This is a genomic window from Pseudomonas sp. GW460-12-10-14-TSB1 (assembly GCF_017349775.1).
Lineage (GTDB): Bacteria > Pseudomonadota > Gammaproteobacteria > Pseudomonadales > Pseudomonadaceae > Aquipseudomonas > Aquipseudomonas piscium.
In genome coordinates this window covers 23956-41769 of the sequence record NZ_JACNAC010000044.1, presented here as the reverse complement: position 1 = coordinate 41769, position 17814 = coordinate 23956, and the positions used below count along the sequence as shown (strand labels likewise).

At 63.3% G+C, this 17814-nt stretch carries 3 protein-coding genes; 1 reads left to right on the top strand and 2 read right to left on the bottom strand.

What is annotated here, in order from left to right; translation table 11 throughout:
- The first annotated feature begins 3 nt into the window (after positions 1–3).
- Positions 4–1950 carry a cyclic di-GMP receptor LapD gene (gene lapD, locus J4D52_RS22165; RefSeq protein WP_102677662.1) on the top strand — a complete coding sequence of 649 codons (1947 nt, stop codon included), beginning with the start codon at positions 4–6 and terminating at the stop codon, positions 1948–1950.
- A 68-nt stretch (positions 1951–2018) separates the two neighbouring features.
- Here the strand turns inward: lapD and J4D52_RS22160 are convergent, their stop codons facing one another.
- Both J4D52_RS22160 and J4D52_RS22155 read right to left on the bottom strand, forming a co-directional pair.
- A complete protein-coding gene (locus J4D52_RS22160) occupies positions 2019–2357 on the bottom strand; it encodes a hypothetical protein (RefSeq protein ID WP_025808575.1) in 339 nt (112 codons plus the stop codon).
- 147 nt (positions 2358–2504) lie between these two features.
- Complete coding sequence (locus J4D52_RS22155) at positions 2505–17543, bottom strand: LapA family giant adhesin (protein ID WP_102677661.1); 15039 nt, start codon at positions 17541–17543, stop codon at positions 2505–2507.
- Positions 17544–17814: the final 271 nt, after the last annotated feature.

Here is a 17814-nt window from a genome sequence, read left to right as displayed (position 1 = left end):
CAGATGTCTTTGTTCAAACAACTGTTGATCGCAATCTGTCTGTTCCTGGTGGTCGCCTTCAGCGGCAGCTTCATGGTCAGCCTGGAAAGTTCGCGGACCCAGTACGTCAACCAGCTGCGTTCCCATGCCCAGGACGCGGCCACGGCGCTGGCCTTGTCCCTGACTCCGAATATCGACGACCCGGCGATGGTCGAGCTGATGGTCAGCTCGATTTTCGACAGCGGCTACTACTCGAGCATCCGCGTGATCAACCAGGTCACCGAAGAGGTCATGGTCGAGCGCAGCGGCACGCCCGAGGTCAGCGATGTGCCGGACTGGTTCGTCAAGCTGATCGGCCTGGAGCCGGCCGGCGGCGACGCCCTGGTCAGCCGTGGCTGGCAACAGGCGGCGCGGGTCGAGGTGGTCAGCCACCCGATGTTCGCCGTCGCCAAGCTTTGGCAAAGCGCCCTGGGCAGCCTCGGCTGGCTGCTGCTGTGCGGTGCCGTGAGCGCGGTGCTGGGGGCCTTGCTGCTGCGGCGCCAGCTCAAGCCGCTGGACTACATGGTGCAGCAATCTCACGCCATTGCCCGCCGCGAATTCCTCAGCCTGCCCGAGCTGCCGCGTACGCCGGAACTGCGCCGCGTGGTGCAGGCGATGAACCAGATGGTGGAGAAGCTCAAGGCGCTGTTCCAGGAACAGGCCGAGCGCAGCGAAAAGCTGCGGGTCGAGTCCTATCAGGACAACCTGACCGGCCTGGCCAACCGCCGTTACTTCGAGATGCAGCTCAACGCCCGGGTGAGCAACCCGGAGCAGGCCAGCTCCGGCTACCTGCTGTTGCTGCGGGTCAAGGACCTGGCCGGCCTGAACCAGCGCCTGGGCGGGCAGCGCACCGACCAGCTGTTGCAGGCGGTGGGCGAACAATTACAGCGTGAGTGCGCGCGCTACCCGGAAACCCACAACCTGGTGACCCGTATCCGCGGTGGCGAGTTTGCCGTGCTGGCGCCGGGGCTGGTGCGCGGAGAGGCCCTGCAACTGGCGCAAAACCTGGAGAATGCCCTGGCCAGCCTGCACGCCACTGGTGCCACCGACGTGGCGTCCGTGGCCTCCATCGGCCTGGCGCCCTTCGTCCATGGCGACTCGCCGCAGGCGGTGCTGAGCCTGGGCGACCAGGCCCTGGCCCAGGCCGAAGCCCAGGGCGATACGAGCTGGGCCTGCCTGGAGCATGGCGCGGCGGCCAGCATCGGCGACGACCATCACGCCTGGCACACCCTGCTGGACGGGGCCTTGGGCCAGCAGCGCTTCGAGCTGTACTTCCAGCCGGTGGTCGCGACCCGGGATACCAAGCTGGTGCTGCATTACAAGGTGCTGTCGCGCTTGCTCGACGAGCAGGGCCAGACCATTGCCGCCGGGCGCTTCCTGCCGTGGCTGGAGCGCTTTGGCTGGACCTCGCGCCTGGACCTGCTGATGCTCGAACAGGTGCTCAAGCAGATGACCGAGCATCAGGACTCGCTGGCGTTGAACCTGTCGGCCGCGACCCTGGCCGATCCGCAGGCCTTGAACAAGGTGTTCGAGATCCTGCGCCAGCACGCCAACCTGGGGCCGCGCCTGACCCTGGAGATCGGCGAAGAGCAGTTGCCTGAACAGGCGCTGCTGGAACAGCTGACCCGACGCCTGCGCGAGCTGGGTTTCTCCCTGAGCCTGCAGCGTTTCGGCGGGCGCTTCAGCATGATCGGCAACCTGGCGCGCCTGGGCCTGGCCTACCTGAAGATCGATGGCAGCTACATCCGCGACATCGACCAGGAAAGCGACAAGCGCCTGTTTATCGAAGCCATCCAGCGCGCCGCCCACAGCATCGACCTGCCGCTGATTGCCGAGCGCGTGGAAACCGAAGGGGAGTTGCAGGTGATTCGCGAGATGGGCCTGTACGGCGTCCAGGGCCGCCTGTTCGGTGAGCCCGCCCCCTGGCGCTGAGGCGCTGCACGAAGAGCGCCGGCCAGCGGCTCCCGCGGTAGAGGCGGGAACCGCTGGCCGACGACGGATCAGATCAGGCCGGTTTCGTCGTCGTTGATCAGGTGGCTCAGGCCGCCCAGCGCTTCACGCGCCTGGGTCCGGTCCATCAGCTTGGCCTGGGCCGCCGGTGGCAGGTCGGTGACGCGGATCACGCCCTTGCTGGTCAGCACCTGAATCAAGTCGTCGAGTACCCGGATCATTTCCAGGTCGCTCTGCTTGAGTTGTTTCAGGCTGACTTCCACCACCTCGTTGGCGAACCACTGCTGGATCTCGCTGTGGTCGGCCTGCAGTGTTTCCGTGGCCTCGGCGTAAGGTGCGGGCTCCACGCGAACCAGCTGGCCCTGTGCATCGCGTTGCACGTAGAACATGGGGAATCCCTCGAAATATGGTCCGGCATCATGCTGTCAGCAGCATAGGCCAACGGCGCGCTTTGGTCGCGAGTATGCGACGTGGCGGCAAAATCGTCACGGTGGGAACAACCGGCCACCCAGGGCGGGTGGCCGGTCGACCCTGGATCAGCTGTTGTTGTGATCGATCTTGATGGTCGGGTCGCTACCGGCGATCAGCGAGTTGATGTTGGTGTTGGACCAGTTGTTGCCTTCCAGCTTGATCGTCACGTCCGCGTTGGCGATACCGCCCGCCGCGTTGAGCTTGCCTTCGGAACTGACCTGCAGGGTCGAGGTGCCGTCCACCGTGGTGATCTTCAGGAAGTTGTCGATGGTGCTGGCGCTCTCGCCCTGCAACAGGTCCCGCAGGTCGATACGGTCGCCTTCGCTGGCCTTGAAGTCCTTGATCACATCGTTGCCGGTATCGCCAGCCTTCCAGACGAAGGTGTCGGCACCCGAGCCGCCGATCAGGATGTCATTGCCCGCGCCACCGATCAGCGTGTCGTTGCCGGTACCGCCCAACAGGATGTCGTTGCCCTTGCCACCGTCGAGCAGGTCGTTGCCGCCCTGGCCGAAGATGATGTCATTGCCGGCGCCGCCCAGCAGCGTGTCATTGCCGTCATGTGCACCGGAGACATCGAAGTCGGTGTAGTGCTCGGTGATGTACTGGTGCACGTTGCTGGTGGTGACGCTGCTCGCGGCCACGCCGGTCTTCTGCGCCACGAAGGCCTGCATGGCCTGGTAGCCCTCGCCGGCGATGCCGTTGAAGCTCACCAGGTCGCCGAACAGGATGTCGTTGCCGTTGCCGCCGTTGACCGTGTCGGCGCCCGGCATGGTCGCTTCGGTATGGCCAAGGATGGCGTCGGCCAGGTTCGACGGGTCGATATTGGTCTGTGGGGTGCTGTCGGTGTCGTACGGCCTCAGGTCGTTGAGGCTGACGTCGTTGTTCAGGCCGATCGCTTCCACCTGCGACAGGTTGCTCAGCAGGGCGAAGCCGCTGTTGGAGTTGGTGGTGGTGGCGTTGTTGGTGTAGCTGCCCGCGCCGGCCAGGCTGGACAGCTCATAGGTGCCATCGCCCTGGGCGTGCAGGGTGCCGGCGTTGTAACTGGACCAGCTACCCCAGGCCTGCGTCCAGACCGTGACGCTGCCGCTGCTGTTGATATCGATCAGGTGAGTACTGTCCGGTTGCAGGCGAACGGTATCGCCCAACTGATAGTTGCTGGTCGTGATCACACTGTCGAGCCTGACACTGCCGTACAGGATCGGGTTGGTCTGCTCGCCGGACTGGTAGTACGTCGGTTTGCCGTCGGTAATGAAGTACGTCAGGTTGGTGGCGTTGGTATTGCTGGTGGCCGCGCTGCTCTGGAAGAAGTTGGCCGTGGTCTTGAACACGTCCTCGTAGTTGGTGCCGCCGCCGGACGCCATGGAGTCCAGGACCGACTTGAGCAGGGTCAGGGCGTTCGGATCGTTGAGGTTCACCGAGATCTGCTTGTTGACCTGGGTATCGAAGTCCGCCAGGAAGATGTTCACGGTGCCCGAGGTGCTGCTGCCCAGGCTGTTCTTCAGGGTATTGAACACCGTAGTCAGTGAGTTCTTGGCGGCGGCGAGCGAGGCATCGCTCATGCTGCCCGAGCTGTCGACCATGAACGCGATGTTGTAGTTCTTGCCCTGCACCACGTTCAGGCCGGCGACGTCGGCGACCATGATGTCGTTGCCCTCGGTGCCGACGAAGTTGTCGTCGCCCGCCGTGGCGACGCTGGCGCTGTAGGTCGCCGGGTACACAGTGACCGGGATCTGCGCGGTGCTGCTGGCTGAACCGCCCAGGGACTCGGTGGAGGTCGAGGTCACGGTCAGGTTGAACGAGCCGTTGTAGTGCGACGGCGGGGTGATCGTCAGCGTACCCAGGTTCCAGCCGGTGACATTGACCTCGCCGACGCTGGCGCTGGCGGTAAAGGTATGACCGGCGCCATCGCTGAGCACCGAACCTGCCGGAATGCCGCCGATCTTCACGCTCAGGCTTTCCGAGCCGTCGGTATCGGTCAGGGCGGTGGTGATCTTCGACAGCTTGACGCTGCCACCCTCGGCACCTTCGTTGAGCTTGTAGCCGTCGTAGTAGCCTTCGCCGTTGCTGCCGTGCAGCTCGGAGAGGGTGACGCCGGCATTGTTCAGCGCGGTTTCGCTCGGGTACATCGGGATGTTGGCGCTGCTCAGGTCGACCGGCGTGCTGCCATTGACCGACAGGTTGACGTCATAGCTGCCCGGACCGCTCTGGTTGGCGTGGTAGATGTCCAGGGTGTAGTAGCCGCTGGTGGTCGGGGTGAACGAACCGCTGATGCTGCCGCCGGCCCCCCAGGTCGCGGTGGCCACGTTCTTGCCGCCGATGGTGATCAGCAGGCTGTCGTCGCCGACACCGCTGAAGCTGTAAGTCTTGCCGGCTTCCAGGTAAATCAGGCCGGAGGTTTTCGAGCCGCTGCCGCCGGTCACGCTGGCGTCGGACTGGGCATTGGTCACCGTCGAGCTGCTGGTCGGGTTGCCGGAGTTGTTGAAGACGGTTTTCAGCGCATCGCCGGTGATGCCGTTGCCGTTGGTGCCCAGGCCGCTGAGGCTGCTCCAGGACTCCTTGAGCAGGCCGATGGAGTTCACGCTGTTGCTCGCCACGTCCAGGGTCGGCGCATCGGCCACCGGGGTGATGTCGATCTTCACGGTGCCGGTGTTGCCCAGGGCCTGGCCGTCGGTTGGCTGGAACTTGATCTGCGCGTAGTCGGCCTGCTGGTTGCCCACGCCGCTACCGTTGTAGCCGTCAACACCCGACTCGTTGGCATCCGGGGTGAAGCGCAGCTTGCCAGCATCGATATCGGCCTTGCTGAAGGTCTGGTTGGTGGCCACGTCCTTCCAGGTCGAGCCATCGAGGTATTGCAGCTTGCCGTCGCCCGGCAGCTGGGTGATTTTCACCCCGAGGCTGGCCGCGGGGCTGTCGACGTCGCTGACGCCGAAGGTGGCCCAGGTCAGGGTCAGGGCGGTGTCTTCGGTGCCGGTCACGGCGCCGCCGGTGGCCACTGGCGCGTCGTTCACCGCCACCACGTTGACCGTGGTGGTGGCGACGTTGGAGTAGTTGCTGCCATCGGTCACGGTCACGGTGATGGTCCGCGGCGTGGTGCTCGGGTCCTCACTGCTGTTGGTGAAGGTGATGTTCTTGATCTGCTGCATGTAGTCGGCCAGCGTCGCATTGCCGGACAGGGTCAGGGTGATGGTGCCCGCCTGGCTGTTGGCATTGATGGTGATGCCGTTGACGCTGGTGCCCAGGTTCAGCTCATCGCCCGGCTGACGGTTGGTCAGCACGATGGTGGCGCCGGTCAGCATCGTGCTGTCCGGATCGGTGATGCTCAGGTCGGTGTCGGCGATCGACACGCCCGCGCCCGGGGTGTTTTCGGTGAAGGTCACCTTGTAGTCGGCCCCGGTGGCGCCGCTGGAGTTGTTGGCATCCAGGTCGAGGACCGGTGGCGCATCGTTGTCGATGATCGAGGTGGTGACGCTGCCGTTGGTGCCGCTGACCACCAGGTTCTCGAAGTTGCCGCCGGTGGCCGAGTCGATCTTGACCACGAAGTTTTCCGTGCTCTCGGTGATCTTGTCGTCAATGGTGGCGACGTTGAAGCTGGCGCTGCTGGCGCCGGCCGGGATCTTCACGGTGTACACACCGGTGAAGTCCGAGCCGTCGGCGGCGGTGCCGCTGTAGCTGATCTTCAGGGTGACCTCGGTTTGCGCCGGGCTGGTCAGGCTGACGGTGTAGGTCGCGGCCTGGCCTTCGGTGACCGAGGTGCTGCCGTTGATGCTCACAGTGGTCGTATTGATGGTGTCGGTGACGCTGGTCACGGCCGGCGTGGTGCTTGGCACCAGGTGCTCGAAGTTGCCGCCGGTGGTGCCGGCGATACTGGCGCTGACGTTGCCGGCGTCGATGTACACATCGTCGGTCGGCGCGGCCACGGTTACGGTGCCCGTGGTGGCGCCAGCGGCGATGTTGATCACCGCACCGTTGCTCAAGGTCACGGTCACCGGAGTGCCCGCGGCGTTGGTCAGGGTCGCGGTGTAAACGATCGAACCGCCTTCGGCCACGGTGCTGGTGGCGCTGAGCGACAGGTTGGTGGTATCCGGGGTGTCGGTCACGGTGGTGTCGGCAGGCTTGCTGTCGACCGCCAGTTTTTCGTAGTTGCCGCCGGTGGCGTTGGTGATGGTGGTGCTCAGGGAGCTGCCGCCCGCCAGCGCATCGTTAGGCGCGACGAAGTTCACAGTACCGCTGCTGGCACCGACCGGAATGGTGATGGTCTGGCCATTGGACAGAGTGACGACGACCGGCGAGCCGGTGACCGGCGCAGTGACCGACGCGGTGTAAACCACGGTACCGCCTTCGGCCACATTCGAGGTCGCGGTGAGGCTGACGGTCGAGGTGTCGATGGTATCGGTGACGTTGGTCACAGCCGGTGCAGTGCTTGGTACCAGGTTCTCGAAGTTGCCGCCGGTGGCGGTCTGGATCGTGGCTTGCACGGTGCCGGCGTCTTTGTAGACGTCGTCGGCAGGAGCGGCCACGGTTACGGTACCCGTGGTGGCGCCAGCGGCGATGTTGATCACCGCACCGTTGCTCAAGGTCACGGTCACCGGAGTGCCCGCGGCGTTGGTCAGGGTCGCGGTGTAAACGATCGAACCACCTTCGGCCACGGTGCTGGTGGCGCTGAGCGACAGGTTGGTGGTGTCCGGGGTGTCGGTCACGGTGGTATCGGCAGGCTTGCTGTCGACCGCCAATTTTTCGTAGTTGCCGCCGGTGGCGTTGGTGATGGTGGTGCTCAGGGAGCTGCCGCCCGCCAGGGCATCGTTAGGCGCGACGAAGTTCACAGTGCCGCTGCTGGCGCCGACCGGAATGGTGATGGTCTGGCCATTGGACAGGGTGACCACGACTGGTGAGCCAGTCACCGGAGCGGTGACCGACGCGGTGTAAACCACGGTACCGCCTTCGGCCACATTCGAGGTCGCGGTGAGGCTGACGGTCGAGGTGTCGATGGTATCAGTCACGTTGGTGACCGCCGGCGTAGTGCTCGGCACCAGACTCTCGAAGTTACCGCCGGTGGCGGTCTGGATCGTGGCTTGCACGGTGCTGGCATCTTTGTAGACGTCGTCGGCAGGAGCAGCCACGGTCACCGTACCGGTGGTGGCGCCGGCCGCGATAGTGATGACCGCACCATTCGACAAGGTCACGGTTACCGGAGTGCCAGCAGCGTTGGTCAGGGTGGCGGTATAAACAATCGAACCGCCTTCAGCGACGGTGTCGGTTGCTGTCAGGCTGAGCGTGGTGGTGTCCGGGGTATCGGTAACCGAGGTGTCAGCAGGTTTGCTGTCGACATCGAGTTTTTCGTAGTTACCGCCAGTCGCGCCAGTGATGGTAGTGCTCAGGGAACTGCCGCCGGCCAGGGCGTCGTTTGGCGCAGTGAAGTTCACGGTGCCGGAAGACTCGCCGACCGGGATGGTGATGGTCTGACCGTTGGACAGGGTGACCACAACCGGCGAGCCGGTTACTGGAGCTGTCACGGACGCGGTGTAGACCACAGTGCCGCCTTCAGCCACGGACGGAGTTGCCGTCAGGCTGACAGTCGAAGTGTCGATGGTGTCCGTCACATCGGTAACGGCTGGAGCAGTGCTCGGCACCAGGTTTTCGAAGTTGCCACCGGTGGCGGTCTGGATCGTGGCTTGCACGGTGCCGGCGTCTTTGTAGACGTCGTCGGCAGGAGCAGCCACGGTCACGGTGCCCGTGGTGGCGCCGGCCGCGATGGTGATTACCGCGCCATTGCTCAAGGTCACGGTCACTGGAGTACCGGCGGCGTTGGTCAGGGTGGCGGTATAAACAATCGAACCACCTTCAGCCACGGTGTCGGTCGCGCTGAGCGTCAGGCTGGTGGTGTCTGGCGTATCGGTAACCGAAGTGTCAGCCGGCTTGCTGTCGACATCGAGTTTTTCGTAGTTACCGCCAGTCGCGCCGGTGATGGTGGTGCTCAGGGAGCTGCCGCCAGCCAATGCGTCGTTCGGAGCTGTGAAATTCACAGTACCGGACGATTCACCCACCGGAATGGTGATGGTCTGGCCGTTGGACAGGGTGACGACAACCGGCGAGCCGGTTACTGGAGCGGTGACCGATGCGGTGTAGACCACAACGCCACCTTCGGCCACGGACGGTGTTGCCGTCAGCGAAACGGTGCTGGTGTCGATGGTATCGGTGACGTCAGTAACGGCTGGTGTGGTGCTCGGAACCAGATTCTCGAAGTTGCCACCGGTGGCGTCCTGGATGGTCGCTTCGACCTTGCCGGCATCCTTGTATACATCGTCAGCAGGCGCTGCGACGGTGACGGAACCGGTAGTGGCGCCAGCCGCGATGGTAATCACTGCACCGTTCGACAGAGTCACGGTTACAGGCGTGCCGGCGGCGTTGGTCAGGGTTGCGGTGTAAACGATCGAGCCACCCTCAGCGACAGTATCGGTCGCCGTCAGGCTGAGCGTGGTGGTGTCCGGGGTGTCGGTAACCGAGGTTTCAGCCGGTTTGCTATCAACGTCGAGCTTCTCGTAATTACCGCCGGTAGCTTCCTTGATGGTGGTGCTCAGAGAGCTGCCGCCCGCCAGGGCGTCATTAGGCGCGACGAAATTCACGGTGCCGCTGCTGGCGCCGACTGGGATGGTAATGGTCTGACCGTTAGACAGGGTGACCACAACTGGCGAGCCAGTCACTGGCGCAGTCACCGACGCGGTGTAAACGACAACGCCCCCTTCAGCAACACTAGGCGTCGCGGTCAGGCTGACAGTCGACGTATCGATGGTGTCGGTGACGTCAGTAACGGCTGGAGTAGTGCTCGGAACCAGATTCTCGAAGTTGCCACCGGTGGCGTCCTGGATAGTCGCTTCGACCTTGCCAGCATCTTTGTAAACGTCGTCAGCTGGCGCCGCGACGGTGACGGAACCTGTGGTCGCACCGGCAGCGATGGTGATGACCGCACCGTTGCTCAAGGTCACGGTCACCGGAGTACCGGCGGCGTTGGTCAGGGTGGCGGTGTAAACAATCGAACCACCCTCCGCGACAGTATCGGTCGCGCTGAGGGTCAGGTTGGTGGTGTCCGGAGTATCAGTAACCGATGTCTCGGCAGGCTTGCTGTCGACATCCAGTTTTTCGTAGTTGCCACCTGTTGCACCAGTGATGGTGGTGCTCAAGGAGCTACCGCCTGCCAGGGCATCGTTCGGCGCGGTGAAGTTCACAGTGCCGGAAGACTCACCCACCGGAATGGTAATGGTCTGGCCGTTGGACAGAGTGACCACGACTGGCGAGCCGGTCACTGGAGCGGTGACCGATGCGGTGTAAACCACGGTGCCGCCCTCGGCGACGCTAGGAGTGGCGGTCAGGCTGACGGTCGAGGTATCGATGGTGTCGGTGACGTCAGTCACGGCTGGAGTAGTGCTTGGCACCAGGTTTTCAAAGTTACCGCCAGCGGCATCCTTGATGGTGACTTCAACCTTGCCGGCGTCTTTGTAGACGTCATCGGCCGGTGCGGCCACGGTCACGGAGCCCGTGGTGGCGCCAGCGGCGATGGTAATCACCGCGCCGTTCGACAAGGTCACGGTTACCGGCGTGCCCGCAGCGTTGGTCAGAGTGGCGGTATAAACAATCGAGCCACCCTCAGCCACGGTGTCGGTCGCGCTGAGGGTCAGGCTGGTGGTGTCCGGGGTATCAGTAACCGATGTCTCGGCAGGTTTGCTGTCGACATCGAGTTTTTCATAGTTACCGCCAGTTGCACCGGTGATGGTGGTGCTCAGGGAGCTACCGCCTGCCAGGGCGTCGTTTGGCGCGGTGAAGTTCACAGTGCCGGAAGACTCGCCCACTGGAATAGTAATGGTCTGGCCGTTGGAAAGAGTAACAACCACAGGCGAGCCAGTAACCGGCGCGGTCACGGAGGCGGTGTAAACGACAACACCGCCTTCAGCTACAGACGGAGTAGCGGTCAGCGAAACAGTCGAGGTATCGATGGTGTCGGTGACGTCAGTCACGGCTGGAGTAGTGCTTGGCACCAGGTTTTCAAAGTTACCGCCAGCGGCATCCTTGATGGTGACTTCAACCTTGCCAGCGTCTTTGTAGACGTCATCGGCCGGCGCGGCCACAGTCACGGAACCCGTGGTTGAGCCTGCAGCGATAGTGATCACTGCGCCGTTGCTCAAGGTGACCGTCACAGGTGTGCCGGCCGCATTGGTCAGGGTCGCGGTATAAACTATCGAGCCGCCTTCTGCCACGGTGTCTGTCGCACTGAGGCTCAGAGTGGTGGTGTCCGGAGTATCGGTAACCGAGGTATCAGCCGGTTTGCTATCAACGTCCAGCTTCTCGTAGTTGCCGCCCGTTGCACCGGTGATGGTGGTGCTCAGGGAACTGCCGCCCGCCAGCGCGTCGTTTGGTGCGGTGAAGTTCACGGTAGCGGACGATTCGCCGACCGGGATGGTGATGGTCTGACCGTTGGACAAGGTGACGACGACCGGAGAACCAGTAACCGGCGCAGTCACGGACGCGGTGTAAACCACGGTGCCGCCTTCGGCCACGGACGGAGTAGCGGTCAGCGAAACAGTCGAAGTGTCGATGGTATCGGTGACATCGGTCACCGCTGGAGTAGTGCTCGGCACCAAGTTTTCGAAGTTACCACCGGTGGCGTCCTGGATGGTTGCTTCGACCTTGCCAGCGTCCTTGTACACATCGTCAGCTGGCGCCGCGACAGTGACGGAGCCTGTGGTCGCACCAGCTGCGATGGTGATGATCGCGCCATTGCTCAGAGTCACGGTCACTGGCGTGCCGGCCGCATTGGTCAGGGTTGCGGTGTAAACAATCGAGCCGCCCTCAGCGACAGTATCAGTCGCCGTCAGGCTCAGAGTAGTAGTGTCCGGGGTGTCGGTAACCGACGTGTCGGCAGGCTTGCTGTCGACATCGAGCTTTTCATAGTTGCCGCCAGTAGCGCCCGTGATGGTGGTGCTCAAGGAGCTACCGCCCGCCAGCGCGTCGTTTGGTGCGGTGAAGTTCACGGTGCCGGAAGACTCGCCCACCGGAATGGTGATGGTCTGACCGTTGGACAGAGTGACGACTACCGGGGAGCCGGTTACTGGAGCGGTGACCGACGCGGTGTAAACCACGGTGCCACCCTCGGCGACGCTAGGGGTCGCGGTCAGGCTGACGGTCGACGTATCGATGGTGTCGGTGACGTCGGTGACGGCAGGCGTGGTGCTTGGCACCAGGTTCTCGAAGTTACCGCCCGCGGCATCCTTGATACTGACTTCAACCTTGCCAGCATCCTTGTACACATCGTCAGCCGGGGCTGCGACGGTCACGGAACCTGTGGTGGCGCCGGCAGCGATGGTGATTACGGCGCCGTTGCTCAAGGTCACAGTCACCGGCGTGCCGGCGGCGTTGGTCAGGGTCGCGGTGTAAACAATGGACCCACCTTCGGCGACGGTATCGGTCGCAGTCAGGCTGAGGGTAGTGGTATCTGGCGTGTCGGTGACCGAAGTGTCGGCAGGCTTGCTGTCGACATCGAGCTTTTCATAGTTGCCGCCAGTAGCGCCCGTGATGGTGGTGCTCAGGGAACTGCCGCCTGCCAGCGGGCTGTTCGGGGCAACAAAGTTTACCGACCCACTGCTTTCGCCAACCGGGATGGTGATGGTCTGGCCGTTCGACAGGGTCACGACCACCGGCGAGCCGGTCACTGGAGCAGTGACCGATGCGGTGTAGACCACGGTTTCGCCTTCGGCGACGGTCGCGGTTGCGGTCAGGCTGACGGTCGAGGTGTCGATGGTATCGGTCACGTCGGTGACGGCAGGCGTAGTGCTCGGCACTAGGTTCTCGAAGTTACCGCCAGCAGTCTCTTTGATGCTGACTTCGACTTTACCGGCATCTTTGTAAACGTCATCCGCAGGGGCGGCGACGGTGACAGAACCAGTAGTAGCGCCCGCTGCGATGGTGATGATCGCGCCGTTCGACAGGGTCACGGTTACCGGCGTGCCGGCGGCATTGGTCAGGGTGGCGGTGTAAACAATCGAACCACCCTCAGCGACAGTGTCAGTCGCTGTCAGGCTGAGCGTGGTGGTGTCCGGAGTATCGGTAACCGAGGTATCTGCTGGCTTGCTATCAACGTCCAGCTTCTCGTAGTTGCCACCGGTGGCACCGGTGATGCTCGTGCTCAGGGAACTGCCGCCCGCCAATGCATCGTTCGGTGCGGTGAAGTTCACAGTGCCGGACGACTCACCTACAGGGATGGTGATGGTTTGTCCGTTGGACAGGGTCACGACTACTGGCGAGCCAGTCACCGGCGCGGTGACGGAGGCTGTGTAAACGACCACTCCACCCTCTGCCACGCTAGGTGTAGCAGTCAGGCTGACGGTCGAAGTATCGATGGTGTCAGTCACGTCGGTGACCGCAGGCGTAGTGCTCGGAACCAGGTTCTCGAAGTTGCCGCCAGCGGCATCCTTGATGGTGACTTCAACCTTGCCAGCGTCCTTGTACACATCGTCGGCAGGTGCTGCGACGGTGACGGAGCCGGTAGTAGCACCGGCAGCAATAGTAATTACGGCGCCGTTGCTCAAGGTCACGGTCACAGGTGTGCCCGCGGCGTTGGTCAAGGTAGCCGTATATACGATCGAACCACCCTCGGCGACGGTATCAGTCGCTGTCAGGCTCAGGTTAGTGGTATCCAGAGTATCGGTAACCGAGGTATCCGCTGGCTTGCCGTCGACATCGAGCTTCTCGTAGTTGCCGCCAGTCGCACCGGTGATGGTGGTGCTCAGGGAACTGCCGCCCGCCAGCGCATCGTTTGGTGCCGTGAAGTTCACGGTGCCGGAAGACTCGCCGACCGGAATAGTGATGGTCTGGCCGTTGGACAGGGTCACTACAACCGGAGAACCGGTCACTGGAGCGGTCACGGACGCGGTGTAAACCACAGTACCGCCTTCGGCCACAGACGGAGTAGCGGTCAGCGAAACAGTGCTGGTGTCGATAGTGTCGGTGACATCGGTCACGGCTGGAGTAGTGCTTGGAACGAGATTCTCGAAATTACCGCCAGCGGTTTCTTTGATGCTGACTTCGACTTTGCCAGCATCTTTGTAAACGTCATCAGCCGGTGCGGCCACGGTGACAGAACCGGTGGTGGCGCCAGCGGCGATGGTGATCACCGCACCGTTCGACAGGGTTACGGTCACCGGCGTGCCCGCAGCATTGGTCAGAGTTGCGGTGTAAACAATCGAACCGCCTTCAGCGACGGTGTCGGTCGCGCTGAGCGTCAGATTGGTGGTGTCTGGAGTATCGGTGACCGAGGTATCAGCCGGTTTGCTATCAACGTCCAGCTTCTCGTAGTTGCCACCAGTTGCACCGGTGATCGTGGTGCTCAGGGAGCTACCACCGGCCAGGGCATCGTTTGGTGCAGTGAAATTAACAGTGCCGGACGACTCACCCACAGGAATGGTGATGGTCTGGCCGTTAGACAGGGTGACCACTACCGGCGAACCGGTCACTGGCGCGGTCACGGACGCGGTGTACACCACGGTGCCGCCTTCGGCCACAGACGGAGTGGCCGTCAGCGAAACGGTACTGGTATCGATGGTATCGGTGACATCAGTAACGGCTGGCGTAGTGCTCGGAACGAGGTTCTCGAAATTACCGCCAGCGGTCTCTTTGATGCTGACTTCAACTTTGCCTGCATCCTTGTACACATCGTCAGCCGGGGCGGCGACAGTCACGGAGCCCGTGGTGGCGCCCGCAGCGATAGTGATCACTGCACCGTTCGACAGAGTCACGGTCACTGGCGTGCCCGCAGCATTGGTCAGTGTCGCGGTGTAAACGATCGAACCGCCTTCAGCCACAGTATCGGTCGCGCTGAGGGTCAGGTTGGTGGTGTCCGGAGTATCGGTAACCGAGGTCTCGGCAGGCTTGCCGTCGACGTCCAGCTTCTCGTAATTGCCGCCGGTCGCACCGGTGATGGTCGCGCTCAGGGAGCTGCCGCCAGCCAGGGCATCGTTCGGGGCGACGAAGTTTACGGTGCCGGAGGACTCGCCCACAGGAATGGTGATGGTCTGGCCATTCGACAGAGTGACCACGACAGGCGAACCAGTGACCGGAGCCGTTACGGAGGCGGTGTAAACGACAACGCCACCTTCAGCCACAGACGGAGTGGCCGTCAGCGAAACAGTGCTGGTGTCGATGGTGTCGGTCACGTCAGTAACGGCTGGGGTAGTGCTCGGAACGAGGTTCTCGAAATTACCGCCAGCGGTCTCTTTGATGCTGACTTCGACTTTGCCTGCGTCCTTGTACACATCGTCAGCCGGGGCGGCGACAGTCACGGAGCCCGTGGTGGCGCCCGCAGCGATAGTGATCACTGCACCGTTCGACAGAGTCACGGTCACTGGCGTGCCCGCAGCATTGGTCAGTGTCGCGGTGTAAACGATCGAACCGCCTTCAGCCACAGTATCGGTCGCACTGAGGCTCAGGTTGGTGGTGTCCGGAGTATCGGTAACCGAGGTCTCGGCAGGCTTGCCGTCGACGTCCAGCTTCTCGTAGTTGCCGCCAGTCGCACCGGTGATGGTCGCGCTCAGGGAGCTGCCGCCAGCGAGGGCATCGTTAGGTGCCGTGATATTGACGGTGCCGGAAGACTCGCCGACCGGAATGGTGATGGTCTGGCCATTGGACAGGGTCACGACTACAGGCGAGCCAGTCACTGGAGCGGTCACGGACGCTGTGTACACCACGGTGCCGCCCTCAGCCACAGACGGAGTAGCGGTCAGCGAAACCGTCGAGGTATCGATGGTGTCGGTGATGCCCGTCACCGCTGGCGTGGTGCTTGGCACCAGATTCTCGAAGTTGCCGCCGGTGGCGTCCTGGATGGTCGCTTCGACCTTGCCGGCGTCCTTGTAGACGTCGTCGGCAGGCGCGGCAACGCTCACCGAGCCGGTGGTCGCGCCGGCGGCGATGGTGATTACCGCGCCGTTGCTCAGGGTCACGGTGACAGGCGTGCCGGCCGGGTTGGTCAGGGTGGCGGTGTAGACGATCGAGCCGCCTTCGGCGACCGAGCCGCTGGCCGACAGGCTCAGGCCGGTGTCGTCCACCGAGTCGGTGATGACGGTTTGCGCCGGCGTGGTGTCGGGCGTCAGTTGTTCGAAGTTGCCGCCGGTGGCGCCGGTAATGCTGGTGCTGACCGTGCTGCCGTTGTTGTAGGCGTCATTGGCCGGGGTATCGACCACCAGGGTGCCGACGGTTTTGCCAGCCTCGATAACGATGGTCGAGCCGTTGGACAGGGTCACGGTAACCGGAGTCTGCGCCGGGTTGGTCAGGGTCGCGGTGTAGGTGATCTGGCCGCCTTCCACAACGGTGCCGGTAGCGGTCAGGCTCAGGCCGGTATTGTCCACCGAATCGGTCACGGTGGTCTGTGCCGGCGTGGTGCTTGGTACCAGGTTCTCGAAGTTGCCGCCGGTGGCGCCGGTAATGCTGGTGCTGACCGTGCTGCCGTTGTTGTAGACGTCGTTGGCCGGGGTATCGACCACCACGGTGCCGGTGGTTTTACCGGCGTCGATGGTGATGGTCGAACCGTTGGACAGGGTCACGGTGACCGGGGTCTGCGCCGGGTTGGTCAGGGTCGCGGTGTAGGTGATCTGGCCACCTTCGACGACTGTGCCGGTGGCCGACAGGGTCAGGCCGGTGGCGTCCGGCGAGTCGGTGATGGTGGTGACCGCTGGCGTGGTGTCTGGCACCAGGTTCTCGAAGTTGCCGCCGGTGGTGCCGGTAATGCTGGTGCTGACCGTGCTGCCGTTGTTGTAGACGTCGTTGGCCGGGGTATCGACCACTACGGTGCCGACGGTCCGGCCGGCTTCGATGGTGATGATCGAGCCATTGGACAGGGTCACGGTGACCGGCGTCTGCGCCGGGTTGGTCAGGGTCGCGGTGTAGGTGATCTGGCCACCTTCCACGATTGTGCCGTTGGCGGTCAGGGTCAGGCCGGTGGTGTCCGGCGAGTCGGTGATGGTGGTCACCGCCGGTGTCGGGTTCGGTACCAGGTTCTCGAAGTTGCCGCCGGTAGCGCCGGTAATGCTGGTGCTGACGGTGCTGCCGTTGTTGTAGACATCGTTCGGCGGGGTGTCGACCACCACGGTGCCGACGGTCTGGCCGGCGTCGATGGTGATGGTCGAGCCATTGGACAGGGTCACGGTGACCGGGGTCTGCGCCGGGTTGGTCAGGGTCGCGGTATAGGTGATCTGGCCACCCTCGGTCACGCTGGAGCCCGCGGTCAGGGTCACAGTGGTGGTATCCACGGTGTCCGTGACCTGGGTGACGGCTGGCGTCGGGTCGACGGTCACCACCAGGCCACCGCCGCCGGTGGTGCCGGTGACGCCCACGCTGATCTGTTTCGGGTCGTTGTAGACGGTGTCGTTCGGTGCCATCGGGACGTTGATGGTGCCGGTCAGTTGCCCGGCCGGAATCACGATCACCGAGCCGTTGGACAGGGTGATGGTCAGGCCGGTCAGCGGCGCCTGGGTCAGCGTGGCGGTGTACACCAGCACGCCGCCGGCTTCGGTAATGGTCGGGGTTGCGCTCAGGGTCAGGGTCGAGTCGCGCAGGATCTCGGTGGTAGTGCTGTTGTCATCGGTGGTCAGCGCGCCGGTGGTGTCTTGCGCTGCGGTTCCCGCCGCGCCGAGGCCTGCGGTCGGGAAGCCGATGGTCGGGTCGACCCGGCCCGCCGTGGCGTCGAGCATCACGAAGCTGTGGCCGCCGCCAGCTGCACCGGTACCCGCGGCGGTCGGGCCGGCCGCGGTGGCTTCCAGCTCGGTGGTCGGGTCCGCGCCGGCGACGATTGCCTGCTGCAGCTCAGCGACCGACGGCGCGGCTTGCTCGGCGGCCTCGGCCAGGTCGGTGCTGGAGTCCGGAGCGCTGCCGCTCCATTGGGTCTCGCGGCCCAGGTCCAGGGTCCGGCCATCGGCCAGTTCCAGGCTGACGGCGCCCGCCAGGCCGGTATCGACCTGGTCGCCTACGTACAGGCGATCACCCTCAACGAGTACGCGGCGAACCCCTTCAGGGGATACGACGAAAACTTGGCCAACAATGCTTTTGACGGTAGCAACAACACTGCTCATTGAGGATTCTCCGGGGGGTACCGTTCAGTAGACTTCCATGTTCCTGACGGGCATACGCCGACGCAGTCTGGACGTTCTTCAGAGTGTAGAAACACGTGATTTTGACGCGAATACTTGTCAATAAATTGGCTATATTTTTTTGCTATTAACCATATGCCAAACTATTGACCTTCTGAGTGTCATCCTAAACAATCGTCAAGGTAATGTCACATTGATATTCATGCGGCGACCTGTCTAAAAGTGTGTGACCCAGTTCATGGTTTGAACTTTC

What these genes read in the sequence shown, in the direction of transcription:
- lapD (WP_102677662.1), top strand. Translation starts at nt 4, where the DNA reads ATGTCTTTGTTCAAACAACTGTTGATCGCAATCTGTCTGTTCCTGGTG.
- J4D52_RS22160 (WP_025808575.1), bottom strand. Translation starts at nt 2,357, where the DNA reads ATGTTCTACGTGCAACGCGATGCACAGGGCCAGCTGGTTCGCGTGGAG.
- J4D52_RS22155 (WP_102677661.1), bottom strand. Translation starts at nt 17,543, where the DNA reads ATGAGCAGTGTTGTTGCTACCGTCAAAAGCATTGTTGGCCAAGTTTTC.